This is a genomic window from Bacillus sp. Nf3 (genome assembly GCF_003028545.1).
In the GTDB taxonomy this organism is placed as follows: domain Bacteria; phylum Bacillota; class Bacilli; order Bacillales; family Bacillaceae; genus Bacillus; species Bacillus safensis.
This window is the reverse complement of record NZ_PYUA01000013.1, coordinates 20,086-44,810: the sequence shown is the minus strand read 5'-3', so window position 1 is coordinate 44,810 and position 24,725 is coordinate 20,086. Positions and strand designations below refer to the sequence as shown.

The following is a 24,725-nucleotide window of genomic DNA, read 5'->3' as shown; positions in this document are numbered from 1 at the left end:
AGTGTTTTGCCCTTGTGTCCATGGCACTGGTTAGTGCTTTTGCATCAAGTATCTTCCCCAGCAGAATTCACTCCTTCCTATTCATTGACAAGGTCAATTTTACCAATACAAAGTTTGTCATTGAATAGGCATTAAGATACAAAAACAATACTGATTATGTAAATGAACATTGTTTCAATTGAAAAGCAAACTATAGAGTGCATTAGCTCCACTTTTGTCAATAACAATTAAATGCAGTTTTAGAACAATTTTTTAAATAGAACATTTTTTGAGCTACTCCATTATAAAAATGTGATAGAGCGCTTTCATGGTAAGGAAGATGTCACTAGTCGAGGCAATCCCTACATGAATTAGGAATGCACTTAGAAAAAGCACACCCGCATCAGTGTACTTTTTACGATTTAGACTTAAGCAATTGAAGTTCTTGCTCCATGATATCTGCTGCTTCAGATATAAATTGAATAATTAAATCTAATTCTTCTGGTTTGTATTCATTTGTGAGTTCCTTCGTTGATGTTGATAAGGATCGAAAGAGTTCTTTCACCTGTGATTTCCCTGCCGTTAATGGAACGATGATAACTCTTCGTTTGTCCTTTGGGTCCTTTTCTCTTTTGGCGTAGCCCGCTTTTTCAAGGCGGTCAATAAGAGCTGTGACTGCACCTGAGCTAAGGCCAGTTTTTTCACTTAATTCTCCTGCTGTGAGGGGGCCGAGTTCGTTTAATAAATCGGCGGATTTGAGATCTGTTGGAAAAAGGCCAAGTGATTGTGCGGCCGCTTGGTGGAATAAAACGGTTCGTGTGGCGAGGCGCCTCATTGTATGGATGATCTGGGTTGCTCTGTCTTCAGCCTCGTTCTTTATTGACAACTTGTTCTCCTCCCTTTAAAATCAATTTATCTTGATCATCAAGATAAATGTTCTCTTACTTTAATATTTAAGTTGATCATAGCAAAAATAATGAGAGAACGTAAGCAGGAGGTAAATGAAATGAATCATGTGGATAAAGGCAAGGCATCCACTCGCTTTGTTGTCATCGGTTTGCTGTTAGGTATTTTTATGGCAGCGATGGACAATACCATTGTTGCAACAGCGATGGGAAGCATCGTAGCAGATTTGGGCAGTTTTGATAAATTTGCTTGGGTGACGGCTTCTTATATGGTGGCAGTAATGGCGGGAATGCCGATTTACGGAAAGCTTTCTGATATGTATGGTCGAAAGCGTTTTTTTCTGTTTGGACTTATTTTCTTTTTAATTGGATCAGCACTGTGCGGTATCGCACAAACGATGGATCAGCTCATTATTTACCGAGCCATTCAAGGGCTTGGAGGCGGTGCCCTTCTTCCAATCGCATTTACAATTATCTTTGACATCTTCCCGCCTGAAAAGCGCGGAAAAATGTCTGGTATGTTTGGAGCTGTCTTTGGTTTATCAAGTGTACTCGGACCGCTCTTAGGTGCTATTATTACGGATTCGATCGGCTGGCATTGGGTTTTCTATATTAATGTGCCGATTGGTATTGTCAGTGTCTTCTTGATCGCCAGATATTATCAGGAATCGCTTGAACATCGTAAGCAGAAAATCGACTGGTCAGGTGCTATTACACTTGTCGTTGCGGTTGTCAGCTTAATGTTCGCGCTTGAGCTTGGCGGTAAATCTTATGCTTGGGATTCGGTGCAAATCCTCACACTTTTTGCTGTGTTTCTTGTGTTCGGTACGATCTTCTTTATTGTTGAGCGTAAAGCTGAGGAACCGATTATCTCATTTTGGATGTTTAAAAATCGATTATTTGCGACATCTCAAATTTTGGCGTTTTTATATGGTGGGACATTCATTATTCTTGCTGTCTTTATTCCTATTTTCGTGCAGGCGGTGTACGGTGAATCTGCAACAAGTGCAGGGTTTATTTTAACACCGATGATGATTGGATCAGTCATTGGCAGTATGATTGGCGGAACGATGCAGACGAAAGTGCCTTTCAGACGTCTTATGACCATCTCTGTCATTTCATTTTTCGCTGGGATGCTGCTGCTTGCCAATATGTCACCAGATACAGCAAGACTGTGGCTCACACTCTTTATGATGATATCAGGCTTTGGGGTCGGGTTCAGCTTCTCCCTTCTGCCGTCAGCTTCAATGAATGATCTTGAGCCGCGCTATCGAGGCAGTGCAAACTCGACCAATTCATTTATGAGATCACTTGGGATGACGCTCGGTGTCACGATTTTCGGGACGATTCAAACCAATGTTCTGACAAATCGTTTAGCTGATGCCTTTAGCGGAATGAAAGGAGCCCCTTCTCAAATAGGCGATCCACAGGCTATTTTCCAAGAAGGTGCCCGCTCACAAATTCCGACTGATATTTTAAATAAAGTCATCGATGCAATGTCACAAAGTATTACGTATGTATTTTTGCTTGCTTTATTCCCGATTGCACTTGCGGCGATTACAGTCATATTTATGGGAAATGCACGAGTACGTACATCAAATGAAATGAAAGAAAACGAATAATGTGAAAAAGCAGAGCAATTGCAGCTCTGCTTTTTTTCTTATTGATATAGCGGATGGGCTTTGCCCTCACTGCCAACGATTCGTATTTTCGATTGGACCATGTCTTTTGCTGCTTGTTTTGCTTTTTGTAAATACATACGCGGATCTAAGCTTTCAGGTTCATTTGAGAAATGATCACGTATGGCCTCGGAGTATGCATTTTTCAATTCAGTTGAGACATTCACCTTTGCCATACCAAGTGCAACGCATCGCTTCACATCCTCATCCGGTACAGCAGAACCACCGTGGAGAACAAGTGGTACATCGACCAGGTCCGCAATTTGTTCAATGCGGGCAAAGTCAATATCCGGCACCCCTTTATAAATACCATGGGCAGTACCAATCGCAGGCGCTAAAGTGGGCACCCCAGTTTCTTCTACAAATTGACGGCATTCTGATGGAATGGCTTTTTCAGCATCCTTTTCATCAACGACGATATCATCTTCGACACCGCCTACCTTGCCTAATTCTGCTTCAACGTTCACCCCTACTTTTAATGCGAGGTCCACAACTTCTTTTGTGCGGCGAACATTTTCTTCATATGAGTGCATAGATGCATCGATCATAACGGATGTATATCCGGCCCTGATACAGGTGAGAATCACATCAAAGTCTGTGCAGTGATCGAGGTGAAGACCAATTGGGATTTGATATTGATCAGCCGCCGCCTTCACTGTATCTGCAATCGCTTTTGCTCCAAGAGATTGAACCGTTCCAACCGTTGTTTGCAATATCACAGGTGACTTTAATTCTGCAGCAGTTTCGAGCACCCAATAGATACTGTCAAAGGAGTGCACATTGAATGCCACAATTCCGTATTTTTCTTTTTTCGCAGCCTCAAGCATTGGTGTTGTTGAAAGTAAAGGCATGATCAAACATCCTCTCTAGTTAAAATATCCGTTTTTAATACAGCAAGCATGTCTTTATTTGTTCTTGTTTCCAGCAGTTTTTGACGTTTCGTTTCATCCATTAAGCCTCGTGAAAGGGCAGAAAGAGCCTTTAAATGAGTCGTACCTGCTTCACTTTTAGGAATCAATAAGGATAAGAAGAAAAAGCAAGGCTTCCCATCAAAAGCGTCCCATTCAATGCCTGTTTCCGTGCGGACGATCACAAGTGCTGGTTTCGTGATGGCTTCTGTTTGTGTATGCGGAATGGCAAATCCATCTTGAAAACCGGTTGTACTCAGAGCTTCTCTTTCCGCTAAGCCTTTTTTGACTTCCTCTGGTGAGGTGCAAATACCTGCTTTGTAGGCAATGTCAGCAATGGCTGCGAACACGCCAGCCTGTGAAGAAGCTGTTTCGTGAAGATTCATATAGATATGTTCCATTATTTCTCTTCCTCCCTCTTAAACTGCGGGTTTGTCTATTTTTTTACGGTAAAGTCCGTATAGAATCGCACCTACAATTGATCCGATTAGTATGGAAAGCACCCATTGGAAAGCACCTGTGACAACTGGAAGAACAAGAAATCCACCGTGCGGAGCTGGAACCTGTACGCCAAACAAATATGTCAATATAGCAGAGATGGCCGAGCCAAACATGATAATTGGCAGGACAACGACTGGGTTTTTTGCTGCAAATGGGATGGCTCCTTCTGTAATATGTGTAGCTCCTAGAATATAGTTGATGGCCCCTGCATTTCGTTCTTGTGGCGTGAAATGTTTTCGGAAAATGGTTGTAGCAATCGCAATGATAAGTGGTGGTGTGATACATGCTGCTGACACACCTGCCATGAAGTAAAGGTTACCTTGTGCAAGTAATGCCGTTCCTGTGACATAGGCTGCTTTGTTAAATGGACCGCCCATATCAAATCCACACATCGCTCCAACAATTAAACCTAAGAGCAGCGGATTCGTGGATTGAACTGCTGAAAGAAAATCCATTAATGAATTATTTAAGCCTGTGATTGGAACTAATAGAGGTGTCATCACAGCCCCAATTAAGAAAATACCGATGACAGGATAGATGAAGATCGATTTTAATCCATCAAGTGATGCTGGTAATTTTTGAAGCAAGAATTGAAGCAATAAAATGATATATCCTGCTGCAAAACCTGCGATAATACCGCCTAAGAAGCCAGCACCTCCATCATTTGCAAGGAGCCCTCCTATAAAACCGACGACCATCCCTGGACGTCTTGCAATTGAATCAGCGATAAATGCTGCTAAAATTGGTACCATTAAGCTAAAGCCAAGTCCGCCAATGCTTTTCAAATAGGCAGCAAACGGATGATACGTTTCGTGCTGAGGATCAGCAGAGTAGATTCCGAATAGGAAGGAAATAGCTATTAAGACCCCGCCTCCAACGACAAATGGCAGCATGTGTGATACACCGTTCATTAAGTGCTTATAAATGGTGTGTATCCATTTATTTGCCGATTTTTGTTGAGAGGATGAAGGAGCAGATGGTTTCTCTGTTCCAGAAGCTCTTCCTTTCACTTGATGAACGGGAGCATCTCCATTGATAATGCTCTGAATCAGTTCAGTCGGCGTGCGAATGCCTTTGGCTACAGGCACTTCAATCAGTGGTTTGCCGTGAAAACGGTCTGTATGCACATCTTTGTCGGCTGCCACAATGACTCCATCTGCTTCCACAATGTCTTGATCAGTTAAAGCGTTTTCAATTCCTACTTGACCATGCGTTTCGACTTTGATGTCGACCCCTAGTTGCTCAGCAGCGATTTTTAATGCTTCAGCTGCCATAAATGTGTGTGCAATGCCTGTTGGACAGCCGGTTGCAGCGACAATTTTTTTACGGCTCATGTGTATTCCCCCTTATATCTTCTGTATGTGTACTTGCTCAATCAATGAATCAATGTCATGTAAATCACTTAAGCCTTTCGAAAACGCGGTAGAGGCTCCTGTTGCAATGCCGTAGCGTAAGCATTCTTCAGATGAATGTCCTTCAAGCTGTTTACTAAGAAAGGCTGCAAGCATCGCATCTCCTGAACAAGCTGTGTTTACTACAATGCCTGTCGGTGCGTTTCCTTTTAAGACGGCGCCTTTCGTAATGAACAAAGCCCCTTCTCCCCCGCGGGAAATAAGCACTTGCTCTGCACCCATCTCAATAAGCTTTTCTCCTGATTGAATGAGTTCTTTTTCTGACAGAGGATGTGTTTTGCCGAAAAAAGCAGCAATTTCTTCTTCATTCGGTTTTAATAAATACGGCTTGTATTGGAGCGTCTCAAGAACCGCTGCAGAGCTTGTGTCTAAAATGAACTTGACGTTCTGTTGATGGCAAATAGCTGCTACTTCTGAAAAAATGCTGGCAGGAACGCCCTTTGGAAGACTGCCTGACATGATGAGGATGCCCCCCTGCGGGATAGCTGCAATTTTCTCACGAAAGGCGTGAAGCGCTTTTTCTTCAATCGCAGGGCCCTGGTTCACGAGCTTGTATTCTTCTGTCGTATTGATAAAAACATTAATGCGTGTAATTCCTTCTACCGAGATAAAATCGGTCTGAATGGAAAGATCCTTTAAGGATTGTTCAATATAAGTGCCTGAAAACCCAGCAATAAATCCTAATGCAGTGCTGGTGAAGCCATATTTCTTTAGCATAATCGACACGTTCACGCCTTTTCCATTCGGCTGATAATCTTCATCTTCTGTACGGTTGACTGCATTTGCCCGCATTTCTTTTAATGCAATATATAGGTCAATAGCAGGATTTAAGGTGCAGGTATAAATCAATTGGTTTCACCTTCTTTCTTTTCTCTAAAGAAAGTATCTCATACGATTCAGTGAAAATGTTTTCAGAATGTGTAAAGGTTTTCATGAGAAAAAGCCTTCCAGATCAAAGTCTCGAAGGCTTTCTTATTGGTTATTTCATTCGAATCACATAGGCATCGAGTAAAATGCGGGCAATGACATGGAGAGACAGGCGGGATCTGACTTCATAATCTGGGAAGAAAGATTGTTCCCCTTTATATCCGACTAGTGTCATATCTGATATTTTGCTTAATGTAGAATCTATTCTTGTCGTGACCGTAATGGTTGTGACTTGCTTCATGCTGAGGTTTTGACACGCTTCAACGAGCTCAGCTGTTTCGCCATTTAATGAAACAAAGATGGCAAGCTCACTTTTTTCAATGTCTCGCGATTTCAGCCGAATGATATTCGGATCGTCGTGTACTTCACATGTTTTCCCGATGAGCTGTAATTTGATGGTCATCTCTTTGGCGATCATTTCTGAGAAGCCTCTGCCGAAAATATAAATTTTGTCTGCATTATGTATTTTTTGAACGGCATCTTCAATTTGTCCAATACTTTGCAGCTGGATCGTCTTTAAAACCTCTTCTTCATTTTTCCTAATCGCTAGTTTGATGTCTTCATCAATATTCTTGAGCTGGTCGCTTGCATCTGTCATTTTCTTTTCTTGTTTCAATCGATATTTAAAGGATGTATAGCCATTATAACCAATTTTTTTCATCAGTCTGACAATTGTGGCTGTCGATACATTGGCTCTTTCGCTTAGAGTGACAATGGATAAGGTGGAGATATCCTCTAAATGCTGGTGAATATAATTGAGTAAATAACGCTCTGTTTCACTTAACGTTTGATATACATCGCTTGGGATGTTAAATAATGATTCATTCAATTCGATTCCCCCTTATTCATTTCATACTATAATTAAATGCCCAATAAAAACAAGATGATTCTTTTGTCATGTATTTAGGTGAAAGGCGAAAATGAGTGAAATTTTATTTTTGACATAAACTAAGGAAAAGTTGTGTCTATGTGAAAGGAGCTGATCCGTATGCTTCATCTTTTGTTTTATCTGATCCTTCTCTATGTCGTTTATGTCTTTTTGACCGCATTTGTTTTGTTTTATTTACCGATACAAAAAACATGCAAAGAACATTGTATCTATAAAGCCTCTTCGATCTCAGGCGACGATCAGGGCACAAATCAAGTAATGCTTCTTGACGATGGATTTGAGTCTGGTCAGGCCAGAATCCAAATGATTCGTGAGGCAAAGAGGATGATCCGCCTTAGTTATTATTCCATTCAAAAGGGAAAAACAGCCGAATGGGTACTAGGTGCTTTAATTGAAGCCGCTGATCGAGGAGTGAAAGTCCAGCTGCTTTTAGACGGTATTTGCCACAGTTTGCGTGGACCGCTGAAGCATTTACGATATGCCGTGGCAAATCACCCGAACATGGCCATTCGTTTTTATGAGCCTTTTCGGTTATTTAAGCCATGGACGTGGCATAATCGCCTTCATGATAAGCTTCTGCTGGCAGATGGCCGAGTGGCTGTCATGGGCGGAAGAAATATCGGTGATAAATATTTTGCAGATCAGCCGCCGAAAGACTTTGCATTTGACCGCGATGTGCTGCTCTATAACGACAAAAAAGGAAAAGTATTAGATGAAATGGAGCAATATTTTGTTTATTTATGGAATCATGACTTTACGAAAAGAACAAAAGCTGTATTCTCCAAACAAAAAGCAAAAAAAGGCTTAAAACTAAGAAAGAAACTGCTTAGATCCTATCAGGAGGCAGTGCATGCGAAAGAACCTTTTGTGATGTCCTCCTTTCATTGGGCAGCAGATGGCACCTCAGTGAAACAGATTGCATTTTTTACAAATCCTGTGGAGCGTTTCAATAAGCGTCCTCTTGTGCTGAAAAAACTAAACGATCTTGCTCACCGGGCAAAGCGTTCTGTGCTCATACAGACGCCCTATGTCATCCCGACACGCCCCATGAAAGACGGCCTCACTCCATTAGCTAGCGAGATTCAAACAACAGTTGTCACAAATTCTCTGACAGCCACGCCAAATCCTTTAGCTTTTGCAGGCTACTTAAGCACGAAAAAGGAACTGATGAAAACAGGCGTTCATTTGTACGAATATGAAGGTCCGTATTCCATTCATGCGAAATCGATGGTCATTGATGATTATTTAAGTATTATTGGGACATATAATTTAGATGCGAGGTCTAGTTTTTTAAATACAGAGTCGATTTTGGTCATTGATAGTGCACCGTTTGCGCTATCACTTACTCAGGCAATCGAACGTAAAATCGCCTATAGTATTCTCGTCGCGAAGGACAAAGCAGCCTATAAAGCGGACGCCTATGGGCAGAAAAAAAAGCCTTTGATGAAAAGGCTCCTTTTAAATGGTTTATCCGCGATAACCGTTTTATGGCGGCGGTTGATCTAAAGGGCAGCTACTCTTGTGGCAGCCCTTTTTCTTCTGATTGCTCTTCTTCTGCTGGTTCCAATTTGGTCAATTTAAACACCAAGATCCCTGCAACAATCACAATGACACCTAATAGTTTTGCGGGCGAAAATTCCACTTTCTCTAACCCAAGCCAGCCAAGCGAATCGAACAAAAGCGCGCAGCCAAGCTGTGAAATCAGGACAATTGAGATTCCATAAGTCGGACCAAGACGTTTGATTGCTTGAACGAGGCAGATGACCACCCCTACTCCAATGGCTCCGCTAATCCAGTACCACGCTTCCATATGTCTTAATTGAAACATGCCGGTTCCTTCTAGCAAAAGACCCATCAAAAGTGAAGCAATAAAGCCCATACCTAGAACGAGAGTGGTTGTTGACCAAGAGCCTGTCTGCTCATTGACCTTACTGTTAAAAATGGTTTGTAAGCTGACGAGTGCGCCAGCCGCGATGGCTAATCCTATTCCTATGATCATGTCTGAATCCCTTCATTTCTTCTATTCATAAATGTTGTGCTCTGCTATTTCTAAGAGCCCTTTCCGGTCAAGAATCGTAATCTCGCCTCTTTGCCTCTCTATCAGCCCTTTTTCACAGAATTGCTGAATCACCCGGTTAATATGACGATAGCTTGTACCAATTAAGCTCGCCGCATCAGTAAGACGAAGTGCGCTCGCGCTGTTATCACCTGTTAATACAGACAATAAGTAGCTTGCGAGCCTGACCTCTACAGGATATAAAAGGTGGAAGCTCAAATCGTTTGATTTCGTATAAAATTTGTTTGTAATCCCTTTTAATAAAAAGGTTAATATGCGGGGGTCATCCTTTGCATATCGCATGAGCGCTTGATGAGAAATCCTTAGCATATGTACTTCTGTGACAGCCTCCACTGTATTGACCATATCTGTCTGCTGAACGTATTCAATATCTCCAATCGCTTCAAGAGGATGTTTAAAACAAAGAATAAAGGTCTTCCCTTCCTTTGTGGTGGTGAAAATCTTTAATTTACCTTTTACTAACAAGTACAAGTGCTCCCTCTGATCTCCCTTTGAACAAATCAGCTCACCTTGCTCATAGCGCCATAAGCTGACATGTGATATGAGTTTCTGATGAAAGACGTTTTCTAATTGATGTGCTTTTAGATAAGAGGAAAATAGACATTCATCATGAAGCTCTTCCATCTGACGCCCTCCTTTATAGCTTTAAAATGATTACACCCGCGATCATCAATAGAATTCCTGCATAATGCGGCCATTTCATTTTCTTCTTCTGTACACCAAACCATCCTTTTGCATCGATTGCAAAAGTAAATGCCAGCTGTGCAATGAGTAAAGCAGCGATCGTCAGTGTGACACCGATCATTTGAATCGCAGTGACTTCATTAAAAATAATAATGGCTGCAAATGCGCCGCCTACTAAATAAAGCGGCTGCACCTTTCGATATTCTCGAACGTGTCCGTCACGTACGATCAGTAAAATGATAAGTGCGATAACAAAACCGGTCAGCTGCGTGATGGTTGCCGCCTGCCATGTCCCGATATCCTGGCTGATTCTTGCGTTTGCTACGCCTTGCAGTGTAATACAAGCGCCTCCTAATAAAGCGAAAATAACACCTTTCATTCGTTCAAATGCTCCTTCTTTTTTCAGTCTAGTTCCATTAAATGATAGATGCCCTGATATTGAAAAGGACATATGTCCCACTTTGCGTATTATATCAGAAACTTTTTCTTTTACAGTTTCATCGTTTTAGATTTTTCACAGTGGGTACAGTTTTATATCACCTGAAAACAGAATATTGAATGGAATCACATATAAAAAGGAGACATGTCAGAATGAGAAATCAAGAGAAACATTTTATTAACGGAGAATGGATCGCATCAACAGGAAACGAAACGACAGAGGTTATCAATCCTGCTACAGAGGAAGTCATTGGCACCATTAGTTTAGGTACAAAAGAAGATTTAGATAAGGCAGTCAAAGCTGCTCGTGCCGCCTTCCCTTCTTTCTCAAAAACATCTCGAAATGAACGCGTAAAGATGCTGGAAAACATTGTGCGCGGCTACGAAAAACGTAAGGATGAACTGATTGAGGTCATGACACAAGAGCTCGGTGCACCGCTGAAAGTATCAGAAGAGGTTCATTACAAAATGGGACATGAACATTTTTCTAAAGCAGCGGAAGCACTTAAATCTTATACATTTACTGAGGACCGCGGCGGGCATACCATTATAAAAGAAGCGATTGGTGTCAGCGGATTGATTACACCTTGGAATTTCCCAACGAATCAAACATCACTTAAAATCGCAGGTGCCATTGCAGCAGGTTCACCAGTCGTCTTAAAGCCTGCGGAAATTACACCTTTTGCCGCAATGATTCTTGCAGACATCATTAATGAAGCAGGCGTACCAAAAGGAGTCTTCAACCTAGTTAACGGAACTGGTGACGTCATTGGTGACGGCATTAGCTCACACCCTGATATTGACTTTGTTTCATTTACTGGATCAGGTGCTGTCGGCTCTAAAATAATGGAGAACGCTGCAGACAATATTAAGAAAGTGGCTCTTGAGCTCGGCGGGAAATCCCCTCTTATCGTCTTAGATGATGCAGATGTGGATGAGGCAGCCGAAACAGCCGTTCATCATATTGCGATGAATACAGGTCAAGTATGTTCCGCAGCTACACGTGTGCTGATTCCTGAATCAATGAAAGACGCATTTGAAAAAGCGCTGCTGAATGCCCTGCCGAAGTTTACAGTTGGTGATCCGCGAGAAGATCACGCCACTGGCCCGCTTATCTCCAAAAAGCAATGGGATACCGTGCAGTCTTATATTGAAAAAGGAATTGAAGAAGGTGCTAACCTGTTTGCTGGGGGAACTGGGAAGCCGGACGGACTAGACAAAGGGTATTTCGCCAAGCATACTATTTTCACAAATGTGAAAAATGATATGACCATTGCACAAGAGGAAATATTCGGACCCGTCATGAGTGTGATCACATATCAAGACCTTGATCATGCCCTTGAGATTGCCAATGATACAGTGTACGGTCTTGCTGGGTATGTGGTTGGAAAAGATGAAAAAACATTAAAATATGTAGCTGAACATATTCGTGCTGGTCAAATTACCATTAACAATGCCGAAACAGATTACTTTGCCCCGTTTGGCGGCTTTAAGCAATCTGGTATCGGAAGAGAATGGGGCGACTTCGGAATCGAGGAATATTTAGAAGTGAAAGCTGTGATGGGACTTCCAACAGCATAATTTGAGAAAGGAGAAAAACCTTAGGGTTTTTCTCCTTTTTCATGATAGAAAGAACCTGCTCCCTACTTATCCATCATGATGTGATATTTTTTGACCGTTGCTTTAGGAGGAGACGATTCTTGTAACTCATCAAACCAAACCTCAATCGTTTGACCCTGTGACAGCTTTTTAGAATCTACTTTCGTTAAATCCATAACGATGAGATCATTTTTATACTTTTCAATAAGAAGATGAGTTTTCAATGAATCATCGCTTTTTAGAGGCGTTCTATTATTTATAAGAAGTAAATTTGTTTCCCCTTTACTTAGCAGTACGCCTTTTTTTGAAAAAGATGCTGTTGTTTTACTCTTATTGTATGAATCCTTTATATTGACCTTTGGAGAATTGCACGCTGCTAATAAAATGAGAACAATCAAGAAGACAAGCCGAAAACATTTTCTGTTTTTAAATTTTAGCTGCATCAACTTTCATACACCCCTTTTCAATTGCTTACGATCGCTTCTTCATTCAAAACGGCCCCTTTTTTATTAAGGTGCTTTATACAGTTAAGCGATTCACCTTCAAGTTCCTTCTTCACCTTGCAAAGGTATTAGAAATCTTAATCATGACAATCAATATTATATATTTTACTTAATGGCAAACTTTCGGTAAAGTTCAAATTGAACCTATATATATAATTCCTATCGAATTAATCTATGTTTATATTCCTTGTGAGGTGGATATCGTTGCAACTTCATGTATTGAACAGTCCGTTTAGTCAGCAGCAGGCAGAACTGCTTAATCAGCTGCTTCCGACTTTAACAGATCAGCAAAAAATTTGGCTTACCGGTTATTTATCAGCACAGGCAGCTTTAACCGGATTAGAAAATACTGCCCAAACCCCTTCTCCTTCTGCTGCAGCACCAGCGCAGCCTGTCAGCAAAGATGTGACCGTGCTTTATGGCTCGCAAACAGGCAATTCTGAAGGGTTAGCAAAAAAGACAGCGCAGCATCTTGAAGAGAAAGGTTTTCAAGTGACGCTCTCTTCTATGTCAGATTTTAAACCAAATAGTCTGAAAAAAATAAACAATTTACTGATCATTGTCAGCACACATGGTGAGGGAGATCCGCCTGATAATGCCCTTTCTTTCCATGAATATGTTCACGGCAGACGTGCACCAAAGCTTGATCATTTAAGCTTTTCTGTCCTTTCACTTGGTGACAGCTCTTACGAATTCTTCTGTCAAACAGGTAAAGAATTTGATGAGCGTTTAAAAGAGCTTGGCGGAACGCGTCTTTTCGATCGAGTGGACTGTGACCTTGATTATGATGAGCCGTTTTCTGAATGGCTTCAAGGGGTGGCATCTTCACTTAGTGAAGGCGGAGCCGCAGCAACCCAGCAGGAATCAGCAGGAGTAAACACTCAAACCGCTGCATCTGAATACTCAAGAACAAATCCTTTTTATGCTGAAGTGCTTGAAAATATCAACCTAAATGGCCGCGGCTCTAACAAAGAAACCCGTCATTTGGAGCTTTCTCTTGAAGGATCAGGACTTGTTTATGAGCCAGGTGACAGCCTTGGTATTTATCCAACAAATGATCCTGCGCTTGTTGATGAACTGATCACAACATCCGGATGGAATGCAGAGGAAACCGTCACCGTTCATAAAAACGGCGGCACGCTTCCTTTAAAAGAAGCACTCACCTCTCATTTTGAGATTACCGTATTAACAAAACCTCTTCTTCAAAAGATGGCGTCCTTTACAAAAAGCGAAGCCTTGCAGGCCCTTTTAGAAGAAGGAAGCGAAGAAAAATTAAAAGCGTATATAGCAGGAAGAGATTTAGTAGATGCTGCTCGTGATTTCGGTCCTTTTGAAGGAACAGCGGCAGACTTCGCTGCGATTTTAAGAAAAATTCCTGCACGCCTTTATTCCATTGCAAGCAGCCTTAAAGCAAATGAAGAAGAAGTTCATTTGACGATCGGTGCTGTGAGATATGATGCTCACGGAAGAGAACGTCAAGGTGTCTGCTCAATCTTATGTGCGGAGCGCTTAGAGCCAGGTGATAAGCTACCTGTTTATATCCAGCACAATCAAAACTTTAAGCTTCCTGAAAACCATGATGCACCGATCATTATGGTGGGACCAGGCACAGGTATCGCCCCTTTCCGTTCATTTATGCAGGAGCGTGAGGAAGTCGGTGCAGATGGAAAGTCATGGTTGTTCTTCGGTGATCAGCACTTTGTGACGGATTTCTTATATCAAACCGAATGGCAAAAGTGGTTAAAAGATGGTGTGTTAACGAAAATGGATGTGGCTTTTTCAAGAGATTCAGAGGAAAAAGTATATGTCCAGCACCAAATGAAGAAACAAAGTAAAGAATTATTCGAATGGCTGGAGCAAGGTGCCTATGTATATGTCTGTGGAGATGAAAAACATATGGCGCATGATGTTCATGATACCCTTCTATCAATCATCCAAGAAGAAGGTGCGATGAGCAAAGAGAAAGCAGAAAGCTATCTAGCCAACTTGCAGCAGCAAAAACGCTATCAGCGTGACGTATATTGATTGAATGCTTGAGAGAAAGGAGCTTTTACTTACATGGTGAAGACAGCATTAACAGCGCCGGATGGACCTCCGAGCGACGTAGAGGAAATCAAAGAAAAAAGTGATTATTTACGGGGTACATTAAAAGAAGTGATGCTTGATCCGATTTCAGCGGGTATTCCTGATGATGACAACCGCCTGATGAAGCATCATGGCAGTTATTTACAGGATGATCGTGACCTGAGAAATGAACGTCAAAAACAAAAGCTTGAGCCTGCCTATCAATTTATGCTGCGCGTCCGCCTGCCTGGCGGAATTGCTACATCCAAGCAGTGGCTTGTGATGGATGAGCTTGCTCATAAATATGGAAACGGTACGTTAAAGCTGACAACTCGTGAAACCTTTCAGCTTCACGGTATTTTAAAATGGAACATGAAAAAGACCATTCAAGACATCCACTCTACTATGCTTGATACAATCGCTGCTTGCGGTGATGTGAACCGTAATGTCATGTGTACGTCAAATCCCTATCAATCAGAAGTACACCATGACGTATACGAGCTCGCCAAAAAATTAAGTGATGACCTGCTTCCGCAAACAAGAGCATATCATGAAATTTGGCTTGATGAGGAAAAAGTAGCGGCAACGCCTGATACAGAGGTTGAGCCGATGTATGGTCCACTTTATCTGCCAAGAAAATTCAAGATTGGTGTGGCGGTCCCTCCTGCTAACGATATTGATGTCTTTTCGCAGGATTTAGGCTTCATTGCGATTATTGAAAATGATCAATTAGTCGGCTTTAATGTCGCGATTGGCGGCGGAATGGGCATGACGCATGGTGATACAGCGACCTATCCTCAGCTTGCAAAAGTGATTGGCTTTTGTACACCGGAACAAGTTGTAGAGATTGCCAAACAAGTGATCACTATTCAACGTGACTACGGAAACCGTTCGGTGAGAAAAAATGCCCGCTTTAAATATACAGTGGACCGTCTCGGTCTTGAGAATGTAAAAGAAGAGCTTGAACGCCGCCTAGGGTTCACCCTTTTAGACGCAAGAGATTATCACTTTGATCATAACGGTGACCGCTATGGCTGGGTAAAAGGCATCAATGGCAGATGGCATTATACGATGTTTGTAGAAGGCGGCCGCATCACGGATTACGATGACTACCCGCTGATGACAGGCATTCGTGAAATCGCGAAGATTCATACAGGTGACTTCCGCTTAACAGCGAATCAAAATTTAATGATTGGAAATGTCACAACGCATAAAAAGAAACAAATCGAGCAGCTCATTCAGGAGTTCGGTTTATCAGCTGGCCAGCAGCACTCGGCACTCCGCCGCAGTTCAATGGCCTGTGTTTCTCTTCCAACATGTGGTTTAGCGATGGCAGAAGCAGAACGCTACCTCCCGCGCTTGATTGACAAAATTGAAGAGATTGTCGAAAAAAACGGCTTAAGTGATAAAGAAATCACGATTCGTATGACTGGATGTCCAAATGGATGCGCCCGTCATGCACTAGGTGAAATTGGCTTTATCGGGAAATCACCTGGCAAATACAATATGTATCTTGGCGCTGCTTTCGATGGCAGCAGATTAAGTAAACTGTACCGAGAAAATGTTGGAGAAGAAGACATTTTAAACGAGCTTGGCTCTCTTCTCCCCCGCTATGCCAAAGAACGTGAAGAGGATGAACATTTCGGTGATTTTGTGATTCGGGCAGGAATTGTAAAAGCAACAACAGATGGCACGAATTTTCATGTGCAATAAAAAAGACAGGGAACTCTCCTGTCTTTTTTTATATACTTTGTTTCCTTTTCAAGTATTCGCAAATGCTTTTGTACACCTTCGGATTGTCTAAAGAAGATAGATCGGGTGAAGGCAGCTGCTCATACGCGCCTTTTAATAAACGCCGGACGATTTTTCCGTTTCTTGTTTTCGGTAAAGCTGAAATGAGATGAATTTTCTTTGGAGTGAGCGCTTTCCCAGCATATGAACCAACATGAGTTTTAAGCTCTGAAATGAGTGCTGCTTCTTCGAAAGACTGTAAACTGGCTACAACGAAACAAACAAGTGCTTCTCCCTTCACCTCATCCTTGACTCCAATCACAGCAGCCTCATGTACGGCTGGATGCCCGACAAGAATGGATTCAATTTCAGCTGGACCGATGCGTTTTCCGGCTGTATTAATGACATCATCCGATCTGCCCGTGATATGGAATGCGCCATCCTCTGATTGCATCACCCAATCACCGTGTGTCCACACTCCATCAAATCGTTTGAAATATGTGTCTTCATATCGCTCCGGATCTTTCCAAAATCCACATGTCATACCGACCCATGGCTTTTTCACAACAAGCTCCCCTACCTCATTCATCACGCTCTGTCCTGCCTCATTAAACACATCTGCCGCCATTCCTAAGATTGCCGCATTAAAAAGGATCGGTTTGATTGGACGAAGCAGCGTACTTCCTACAATACCGCCAGAAACCTCTGTTCCCCCTGAGTAATTTAAGATCGGAATGTGCTTTTGACCAATTGTGTCAAAAAGCCATTGCCATGGTGCTTCATTCCACGGTTCACCTGTAGAAATGATGGCTTTGACATGCGGTAGCTCAATGTCTGCAAGGTTTTGCTGCATTGCAGATCGAACAAAAGTAGGTGAAAGTCCAAAATGAGTGACTTTTTGCTCGTGGATGAATGACCAAAGGTGCTGTTCATCTGGATAATCGGGAGCGCCGTCATATAAAACAATTGTAGCTCCATTGATCAAACCGCCAAAGACGAGAAATGGCCCCATCATCCATCCCATGTCTGTGAGCCAAAACAAGCGGTCTCCTTTTGCAACATCCATACAAAAACCAGCATCAAAAGCCGATTTTACAGGAAAGCCTGCGTGGGTATGAACAGCCCCTTTTGGTGTACCGGTTGTTCCAGACGTGTATAAGATCATAAGAGGATCTTCATTTGAAAGATAAGTCGTTTCACTCATTGGTTCTTCTTTTAACAAATCGTTTAGCTTGATATCCTCTTTATATCCAGTTGGAGAGAAAGCGTGTACAATGACTGTTTTGACGGTCTTGGTTTTGTCGATCGCTTCTGCCGCACATTCACGCATGTTGATCGTTTTTCCTCGGCGCGTCACGCTTGAGCCTGTGACGACAATGCTTGCCCCCGATGCACGAATACGTACGGCAAGAGGCTCGCTTCCATAGCCAGAAAAAACTGGGCTAAAGATGACACCAATCTTTGCAAAGGCAAGCATGACGGCAGCTGTTTCCGGAAGCATCGGCATATAAATGACCGCCACATCCCCTTTTTGAATTCCCTTCTTCAAAAAACCAGCAGCGAGACGATTGATCTTTTCCTGAAGTTCGAGAAACGTCCATCTACTTTCTTCTCCCGCTTCATTTCTCCAAATCACGGCTGGTTGATGCTGGGTTTCTTCATTCTCTGCCCATTTGTCAACAGCCGTTTCGACCACGTTGAGCCAGCCGCCTTTATACCAATTGGGCCACATGAATGAATCTTGGCCTAATACGGCTTCATACGGCTCCTTCCACACGATACCGACCGCCTTTTCAGCTTCTCTCCAAAACCAATCGGTACGCTCGATACTAGCTTGATAGAACGCATCGTAAGTAGAAAAACCAAGTGAATGCATCCATTTGTAAAGACGTGTTTGTTTGATCATCTGCTCCTCGGGGATCCACGCTGGTTTTAGGTTCATCATGAGGCCGCCCCCTTTAGACCGGATAAACCGGGTGTTTTCGTCTTGTAAATGTCATTTCCTTAGCGGTATAGGCTTGTAATCTATGACAAAGCTCATCTCGCAAATGGTCAAACGGGATGACACCATCAACAATCATTTCAGAGGCAAGCTCATATATATTCATATCTTCCTGGTATTCCTTGCGTTTCTCTTGAATAAATGCGGCTCTCTCGTCGGCAGGCAATTCGGCAATTTTATTCGCATAGACAGCATTTACAGCGGCTTCTGGTCCCATGACAGCAATTTGTGCTGATGGAAGTGCGAGACAGCAGTCCGGTTCAAAGGCTGGTCCTGCCATCGCATATAAACCTGCACCATATGCTTTACGAACAATGACGGATATTTTCGGAACGGTTGCCTCTGACATGGCGGAGATCATTTTCGCCCCATGCCTAATAATGCCTGCTTGTTCCACTTTTGTTCCGATCATAAACCCCGGTATATCCGCAAGAAAAAGGAGTGGAATATGAAAGGCGTCACATAGCTGAATAAACTTGGCGGCTTTGTCGGCCGAGTCATGGAATAATACGCCACCTTTTACCCTCGGCTGGTTGGCAATAAGACCGACAGGCTGACCATTCATACGGCCAAAGCCTGTAATCAGCTCTGCGGCAAATAGCTTTTTGATTTCAAAAAATGATCCTTCATCAATGAGTAAATCAATAAGCTGATACATATCAAAAGGGGTATTCTGCCCTTTAGGGATGAGTTCTTGAATGGTAATCTCTGATGGTTTAGGTGCGATTGCGGCTGCCAGTTTTGGTTTTTCTGTATAATTGGCAGGCATGTAAGTTAAATAGGTGCGAGCGATTTCAATGGCTTCTTCTTCTGTTTTTGCTAAAATATCACCGCATCCAGAAATGCTGCAATGCATTTTCGCCCCGCCCATTTCTTCAAGTGATACTTTCTCTCCAATCACCATTTCAGCCATTCGCGGTGAGCCTAAATACATTGAGGCATTCCCTTCGACCATGACGACGATGTCACAAAAAGCAGGAATGTAAGCACCTCCAGCTGCAGAAGGACCAAATAGTAAACAAATTTGCGGAATACGTCCAGACAGCTTTACCTGGTTATAAAAAATGCGACCTGCACCTCTTCTGCCTGGAAACATGGCGATTTGATCGGTGATTCTAGCACCCGCAGAGTCGACTAAATACAGCATCGGACAGTTGAGTTTTTCGGCTGTTTCTTGGATTCTGATGATTTTTTCTACCGTTTTGACGCCCCATGATCCTGCTTTGACGGTAGAATCATTTGCCATGACGCAAACGGTCTGCCCATTCATCCGCCCCGTCCCTGTGACAACACCATCTGCTGGTAAATTTGCATCTTGACACTCGGCAAACATGGCATCCTCAATGAAAGAATCCTCATCTAATAACAACTGGAGGCGGTCACGGACGAACAATTTTCCTTTTTCTTTGTTTTTTTGATGGTATCGCTCGGCCCCGCCTTTCAGAATCTGCTGTTTTTTCTGTTCATATTCTTCAATCATACCCATTCCCCTTTCTTACTACCTGCCTCTGTATTGAGGCGTGCGTTTTTCTTGGAAGGCTTGAAGACCTTCCGTTCGATCTTCTGTATCAATGAGCCGTAAATAGGCTTCGTATTCCTTCGTTAGACCTGTATGCAAATCGTGATCAAGGCTTGATTGAATCGCTTGTTTCGCTTCTTTTAAGGCAAGCGGACCATTTTTGGTGATTTGTTTTGCAAGAGAGATAGCATCGTTCATAAGGGAATCTGCTACAGAAATATGCTCAATCAGCCCGATTTGAATGGCTTCTTCTGCTTGTAATGATGCGCCTGTGAAAATAAGTTCTTTTGCTTTACCGAGTCCAATGAGGCGCGGAAGCCGCTGCGTCCCTCCTGCTCCCGGTATGATAGCTAGTCCTGTTTCTGGCAGGCCGAGTCTTGCTCCGGCTCGTGCGATGCGGAGATCACAAGCGAGCGCGAGCTCAAGTCCTCCACCAAGTGCGTGTCCGTTCATCACTGCAATGACAGGTACAGGAATGGATTCAATCTCGATAAAGGTTTGCTGAATTGAAAGAACAGCCCCTTTCGCTTCTGCTTCTGTCATCAATCGTCGTTCTTTTAAATCCGCTCCTGCGCAAAAGACTTTTGAACCGGCTCCTGTAATGAGCAGACAGCGGATGCTTTCGTTGTGTTTGATTTCTTGAATGATTTGATTGATCTCCTCCAGCATTGTAGAGGATAGGGAATTCGCTTGTTCTGGCCTGTTTAAGGTCATGATGCCGATCTGTTCATCTTGTATTGAAAAATGGACCAATGATGTCATGTTATTCATCCTTTATGAAGTAGTCTAAGAGTGAAAAGCACGTAAACAGTGACTAGGCAGGGTTCGATCTACTTTTGCTTCAATCCATTCTGCCGCTTGAATTAATGCAGGAAGGTGAATATTTGTTTCAATTCCTAGTTTTTGAAGCATATGCACCACATCTTCTGTCGCCACGTTTCCGCTGGAGCCAGGTGCATAGGGACATCCGCCAAGCCCCCCGCTGGAGGAGTCAAATATCGTGATTCCGGCTTTTAATGCCGTATAAATATTGGCAAGAGCCATCCCCTTCGTATCATGAAAATGAAGAGCGATTTTATCAGCAGGAAAACGTTCAAGTAAAATGTCTAAGCGCCTTTCTACTTGTAGCGGATGGGCTTCACCGATGGTGTCACCGAGCGATATTTCATCAATGCCATAAGAAAGCAAAATATCCGTTAACCGCAGGACTTGATCCATTGGCACTTGTTTTTCATACGGGCAGCCAAACACGGTTGAAATATACGCGCGTGTCCTTTTTCCTGCTGCTTTTAAATCAGCTGTCATTTGTTTGATGACAGGAAGTGTTTCGTGGATGGATTGATTCATATTTTTCTTGTTATGTGTTTCACTCGAAGAGATAAACATAGCGCCTGTGTCAAGATTAGCTTCAAAAAAATGAGCTAAGCCTTTTTCATTGGGAATGAGTGCTGCATAGGTGATGTCGTCTTTTTGATTTAAGGATTGGGTAAGTTCTTTGGCATCTTTTAAGGCTGGAACCCATTTAGGATGAACAAATGATGTGACTTCAATATAAGGGAGCTGGGCTGCTGCGAGCAGATCTATCCACGTTCGCTTCTCGCTTGTGTCCAGCCAGACTGATTCATTTTGCAGTCCGTCCCGCGGGCCGACCTCCCTGATAAGCACACTCTTTGGTAATGCCATCTGGCTCCCTCCTATTCTGTTAGTTCTAAAAGAACCTCTCCTTCATCGACAAATTCTCCCTCTGCCTTATGCACTTTGCTGATGATCCCGGCCTCTTCAGCAACGATCGGAATTTCCATTTTCATTGATTCTAAGATGGCAACCTCCTGTCCTTTTTGCACTTCATCGCCTTGTTTCACAAGAAGCTTCCACAAGTTTCCGGCCATTTGAATCATGACAGTTTTCATGAACGGTTTTCCTCCCTTTTTTTCATGAGAAAATCGGTGGTGATGCTGCCTTGTAAGAAGGCAGAAGATCCGGTCATTTCCCTTAAAAGCGGTAAGTTGGTTTTGATCCCTTCTATTTCATATGCTTGTAATGCCCCTTTTAATCGTTCTATTGCAAGTTTTCGTGTATCACCGTAAACGATCATTTTCGCAATCATTGGATCGTAAAAAGGGGTTATAATGCTTCCCTTTGTCACACTTGACTCATGACGGATATACGGAGCTTCAGGCGTAGAAAGCCGAGATATCATTCCTGGTGAAGGATAAAAGGTGACGGGATCTTCTGCATAAATTCTAACCTCGATGGCATGCCCGATTTGATGAATATCCTCCTGATTAAAGGAAAGCGGCTCACATGATGTGATTTTCAGCTGCTCCTCAACAAGGTCAATGCCTGTAATTTCTTCTGTGACAGGGTGCTCTACTTGTAATCTCGTGTTCATTTCTAGGAAATAAAATTGTTGATGCTGATCTACTAAACATTCAATCGTCCCTGCATTTTCATACCCAATCGCTTTGGCTGCTTTGAGGGCCATCTCCCCCATCTGACGTCTCACCGGTTCATCGAGACAGGCGGCTGGTGCTTCTTCAATGATTTTTTGATGTCTCCGCTGGAGTGAACAGTCGCGCTCAAATAAGTGAACCCCATGGCCGAAGGAATCAAAGAGAACCTGGATTTCAATGTGCCGCGCGTTTTCAATGACCTTTTCCATATACAGCGTCCCATCGTTGAAAAAGCTTTGTGCTCTTTTTTGATTCCCTTCAAAAGCCCTGTACAGCTCATCATCATTTTGCACGAGCTGCATACCAATTCCTCCTCCCCCGCTTGATGCCTTGAGCATGATCGGATAACCGAGTGACTGCGCTTGACTCACTCCTTCTTCTGCATCATGCAGCGGAGCTGAAACGCCTGGTACAATGGGGATACCTGCTTGAGCCATCGTTTTTCTTGCTTCAATTTTATTCCCCATTCGCTGAATGACTTGTGCGGATGGTCCAATAAAGGCAATACCTTCGCTGCGGCAGCGTTCTGCAAAGGCCGCATTTTCTGATAAGAGGCCATATCCTGGGTGGATAGCTTCTGTATTTGTCTGCTTGGCTACCCTAATGATGGCTTCCATGTTTAAATAGCTTTCAGATACTTTCGCGCCTCCAATCGGATAGGCGCTGTCTGCTTCTTGCACATGAAGTGCATGCTGATCTGCTTCTGAATAAACGGCAACGGTGTGGATCCCGAGCCTTTTACATGTTCGAATAATTCGCCTAGCAATTTCGCCTCGATTGGCAATCAGTACTTTTTGAAACATCGCTGCCTTCACTCCTTTATTAGATCAAGCGCCTGTTTTTTCAGACGAAATTTTTGAATCTTCCCTGATGCGGTCATCGGATACTCGTCAGTGATGAAAAAATATTTAGGGATTTTGTAGCGCGCCATTTGCGACTGACAATAGCTGGTGAGTGTCTCAATCGTCACCGCTCTACCTTGCTTAAGCCGAATGAATGCGGCGGCTTCTTCTCCATACGTCTCGTCAGGTATACCAACAACCTGTGCATCAAGAATGTCCGGATGAGTATAAAGAACGTCCTCAATCTCTTTTGGGTATACATTCTCCCCGCCTCTAATGATCATATCTTTCAGCCGTCCTGTGATTTTCACATAGCCGTCCTCATCCATCACTGCTAAATCACCCGTATGAAGCCAGCCGTCCTGATCAATCACTTCATTTGTGGCTTCTTCATTTTTATAGTAGCCTTTCATCACATGATAGCCTCTTGTACACAGCTCGCCTTGTTCTCCTCTTGGTACTTCCTCCGGCGTGCCTGGAACGGTGATTTTCACTTCGATGTGAGGAAGCGCCCGGCCGACCGTTTGAACCCGGCTTTCAAATGAATCATCCGTTCTTGTTTGGGTAATGACAGGAGAGCTTTCAGTCTGTCCGTAGGCAATCGTGAGCTCCTTCAGTCCCATTTGTTCAATGACGGCTTTCATCACATGGGATGGGCAAAGAGATCCTGCCATAATGCCCGTTCGTAATGTGGACAGATCGTATTGGTGAAAATTCGGATGGTCGAGCTCTGCAATGAACATTGTCGGGACGCCGTGAAGTACGGTGCACTTCTCTTTTTCCACGGTTTGAAGGACACGCTCTGGGTGGAAGGATTCAACCGGAATGATCGTTCCTCCTTTTGTGAGACAAGCAAGCACGCCAAGAACGGATCCAAAGCAATGAAAGAAAGGAACGGGGATACACATTCGATCCTTTTGGGTGAGCTTCATACAATCTGCGATTTGGCTGGCATTGCAGACGATGTTTGTATGGCTGAGCATGACTCCTTTTGGATAGCCGGTTGTGCCTGAAGTATATTGCATATTAATGACGTCATCTGGCGCAAGCTCATCAAATCGTTTCTCCCACTCGTGATCCTCAGTTCTTTTAGCAGCAGCTTGAATACTGTTCCAGCTGCGCATGCCTTTTGGCGTGTGCTCGCCAATATAGACGACACTTTTTAAATAAGGAAAAGATGAGGAGGTGATTTCGCCTTGATGAGCCTTTTGAAGCTCTGGTATAAGTTCTTCCAGCATTTTGACATAGGATGTCTCTTTAAAGCCGTCTACGATAAACAGCATGCTGCTATCAGAATGCTTGAGTAAATAGGCGAATTCCTGTGCTTGAAAATTCGTATTTACGGTGACAAGAACGGCTCCAATCGACGCGCAGGCGAATTGCAACATGAGCCACTCAGGTACATTGGGTGCCATGATGGCGAGATGATCCCCTTTTTGAACCCCTAATGCCATAAGACCTTTCCCTGTTTCCTTGACTTCTCGATAAAACGCTTCATATGAATAACGTAATGAACGTTCTGGATACACAATGGCTTCATGTGCTGGATGCTGCTCCCTTTTCTCTTTTAAAAGGGAGCCGATTGTCTGTGGATGAATCGACATGATGGCTTT

General features: G+C 43.1%; 22 protein-coding genes. 5 read left to right on the top strand and 17 right to left on the bottom strand.

Translation table 11 applies throughout. The features are described from left to right. Window positions 1-394: 394 nt before the first annotated feature. Window positions 395-814: a MarR family winged helix-turn-helix transcriptional regulator gene (locus C9414_RS19025; protein ID WP_048240310.1), complete on the bottom strand. Its 420-nt coding sequence runs from the start codon at window positions 812-814 to the stop codon at window positions 395-397. A gap of 171 nt (window positions 815-985) precedes the next feature. Between C9414_RS19025 and C9414_RS19020 the strand changes: the two genes are divergently transcribed. After that, the gene (locus C9414_RS19020; protein ID WP_059377354.1) at window positions 986-2,506 is read left to right on the top strand and encodes an MDR family MFS transporter; all 1,521 of its coding nucleotides are present in this window, start codon (window positions 986-988) and stop codon (window positions 2,504-2,506) included. A 38-nt stretch (window positions 2,507-2,544) separates the two neighbouring features. Here the strand turns inward: C9414_RS19020 and C9414_RS19015 are convergent, their stop codons facing one another. The 5 genes from C9414_RS19015 to C9414_RS18995 form a co-directional block, all read right to left on the bottom strand. Next, complete coding sequence (locus C9414_RS19015; RefSeq protein ID WP_107164280.1) at window positions 2,545-3,414, bottom strand: class II fructose-bisphosphate aldolase; 870 nt, start codon at window positions 3,412-3,414, stop codon at window positions 2,545-2,547. Between the two features lie 2 nt (window positions 3,415-3,416). Then, window positions 3,417-3,875 (bottom strand): PTS sugar transporter subunit IIA, encoded by a 459-nt coding sequence (locus C9414_RS19010; protein ID WP_107164279.1) that lies wholly within the window; start codon window positions 3,873-3,875, stop codon window positions 3,417-3,419. 15 nt (window positions 3,876-3,890) lie between these two features. Next, on the bottom strand, window positions 3,891-5,306 hold the full coding sequence (locus C9414_RS19005; RefSeq protein ID WP_107164278.1) for a PTS fructose transporter subunit IIC: 1,416 nt from the start codon (window positions 5,304-5,306) through the stop codon (window positions 3,891-3,893). A gap of 12 nt (window positions 5,307-5,318) precedes the next feature. Then, window positions 5,319-6,233: a 1-phosphofructokinase gene (gene pfkB, locus C9414_RS19000; protein WP_107164277.1), complete on the bottom strand. Its 915-nt coding sequence runs from the start codon at window positions 6,231-6,233 to the stop codon at window positions 5,319-5,321. 130 nt (window positions 6,234-6,363) lie between these two features. Further along, window positions 6,364-7,140 (bottom strand): MurR/RpiR family transcriptional regulator, encoded by a 777-nt coding sequence (locus C9414_RS18995; protein WP_024425669.1) that lies wholly within the window; start codon window positions 7,138-7,140, stop codon window positions 6,364-6,366. 159 nt (window positions 7,141-7,299) lie between these two features. Here C9414_RS18995 and C9414_RS18990 point away from each other — a divergent pair, with 159 nt between their 5' ends. Then, window positions 7,300-8,706 (top strand): phospholipase D-like domain-containing protein, encoded by a 1,407-nt coding sequence (locus tag C9414_RS18990; protein WP_107164276.1) that lies wholly within the window; start codon window positions 7,300-7,302, stop codon window positions 8,704-8,706. A gap of 7 nt (window positions 8,707-8,713) precedes the next feature. Here the strand turns inward: C9414_RS18990 and C9414_RS18985 are convergent, their stop codons facing one another. The 3 genes from C9414_RS18985 to C9414_RS18975 are packed head-to-tail and all read right to left on the bottom strand — an operon-like array spanning window position 8,714 to window position 10,340. Continuing rightward, window positions 8,714-9,199: a DMT family transporter gene (locus tag C9414_RS18985; RefSeq protein ID WP_039179091.1), complete on the bottom strand. Its 486-nt coding sequence runs from the start codon at window positions 9,197-9,199 to the stop codon at window positions 8,714-8,716. 21 nt (window positions 9,200-9,220) lie between these two features. Beyond that, window positions 9,221-9,901 carry a Crp/Fnr family transcriptional regulator gene (locus C9414_RS18980; protein WP_107164275.1) on the bottom strand — a complete coding sequence of 227 codons (681 nt, stop codon included), beginning with the start codon at window positions 9,899-9,901 and terminating at the stop codon, window positions 9,221-9,223. Window positions 9,902-9,914: 13 nt separating this feature from the next. Then, window positions 9,915-10,340 carry a DMT family transporter gene (locus tag C9414_RS18975; RefSeq protein ID WP_039183136.1) on the bottom strand — a complete coding sequence of 142 codons (426 nt, stop codon included), beginning with the start codon at window positions 10,338-10,340 and terminating at the stop codon, window positions 9,915-9,917. A 212-nt stretch (window positions 10,341-10,552) separates the two neighbouring features. On the opposite strand from C9414_RS18975, the gene C9414_RS18970 reads away from it, so the two are divergent. Further along, window positions 10,553-11,980: an aldehyde dehydrogenase family protein gene (locus tag C9414_RS18970; protein WP_107164274.1), complete on the top strand. Its 1,428-nt coding sequence runs from the start codon at window positions 10,553-10,555 to the stop codon at window positions 11,978-11,980. A gap of 62 nt (window positions 11,981-12,042) precedes the next feature. On the opposite strand, the gene C9414_RS18965 is transcribed toward C9414_RS18970, so the two are convergent. Further along, the gene (locus tag C9414_RS18965; protein ID WP_258182658.1) at window positions 12,043-12,441 is read right to left on the bottom strand and encodes a YobA family protein; all 399 of its coding nucleotides are present in this window, start codon (window positions 12,439-12,441) and stop codon (window positions 12,043-12,045) included. A gap of 264 nt (window positions 12,442-12,705) precedes the next feature. Here C9414_RS18965 and C9414_RS18960 point away from each other — a divergent pair, with 264 nt between their 5' ends. Both C9414_RS18960 and cysI read left to right on the top strand, forming a co-directional pair. Further along, window positions 12,706-14,526 carry an assimilatory sulfite reductase (NADPH) flavoprotein subunit gene (locus tag C9414_RS18960; RefSeq protein ID WP_107164272.1) on the top strand — a complete coding sequence of 607 codons (1,821 nt, stop codon included), beginning with the start codon at window positions 12,706-12,708 and terminating at the stop codon, window positions 14,524-14,526. Window positions 14,527-14,559: 33 nt separating this feature from the next. Next, complete coding sequence (gene cysI, locus C9414_RS18955) at window positions 14,560-16,278, top strand: assimilatory sulfite reductase (NADPH) hemoprotein subunit (protein WP_039179105.1); 1,719 nt, start codon at window positions 14,560-14,562, stop codon at window positions 16,276-16,278. A gap of 28 nt (window positions 16,279-16,306) precedes the next feature. Here cysI and C9414_RS18950 read toward each other — a convergent pair whose 3' ends face one another. The 7 genes from C9414_RS18950 to C9414_RS18920 are packed head-to-tail and all read right to left on the bottom strand — an operon-like array spanning window position 16,307 to window position 24,716. Then, window positions 16,307-18,241 (bottom strand): AMP-binding protein, encoded by a 1,935-nt coding sequence (locus C9414_RS18950; protein ID WP_107164271.1) that lies wholly within the window; start codon window positions 18,239-18,241, stop codon window positions 16,307-16,309. Between the two features lie 13 nt (window positions 18,242-18,254). Continuing rightward, complete coding sequence (locus C9414_RS18945) at window positions 18,255-19,778, bottom strand: acyl-CoA carboxylase subunit beta (protein ID WP_107164270.1); 1,524 nt, start codon at window positions 19,776-19,778, stop codon at window positions 18,255-18,257. 18 nt (window positions 19,779-19,796) lie between these two features. Then, a complete protein-coding gene (locus tag C9414_RS18940) occupies window positions 19,797-20,579 on the bottom strand; it encodes an enoyl-CoA hydratase (protein ID WP_107164269.1) in 783 nt (260 codons plus the stop codon). Window positions 20,580-20,603: 24 nt separating this feature from the next. Next, the gene (locus C9414_RS18935) at window positions 20,604-21,500 is read right to left on the bottom strand and encodes a hydroxymethylglutaryl-CoA lyase (RefSeq protein WP_058838621.1); all 897 of its coding nucleotides are present in this window, start codon (window positions 21,498-21,500) and stop codon (window positions 20,604-20,606) included. 11 nt (window positions 21,501-21,511) lie between these two features. Beyond that, window positions 21,512-21,727, bottom strand: coding sequence for an acetyl-CoA carboxylase biotin carboxyl carrier protein subunit (locus C9414_RS18930; protein ID WP_107164268.1), 216 nt, complete (start codon window positions 21,725-21,727; stop codon window positions 21,512-21,514). Continuing rightward, the gene (locus tag C9414_RS18925) at window positions 21,724-23,073 is read right to left on the bottom strand and encodes an acetyl-CoA carboxylase biotin carboxylase subunit (RefSeq protein ID WP_107164267.1); all 1,350 of its coding nucleotides are present in this window, start codon (window positions 23,071-23,073) and stop codon (window positions 21,724-21,726) included. The genes C9414_RS18930 and C9414_RS18925 overlap by 4 nt, the downstream gene beginning before the upstream one ends. A gap of 8 nt (window positions 23,074-23,081) precedes the next feature. Beyond that, on the bottom strand, window positions 23,082-24,716 hold the full coding sequence (locus C9414_RS18920; protein ID WP_181286170.1) for an AMP-binding protein: 1,635 nt from the start codon (window positions 24,714-24,716) through the stop codon (window positions 23,082-23,084). Window positions 24,717-24,725: the final 9 nt, after the last annotated feature.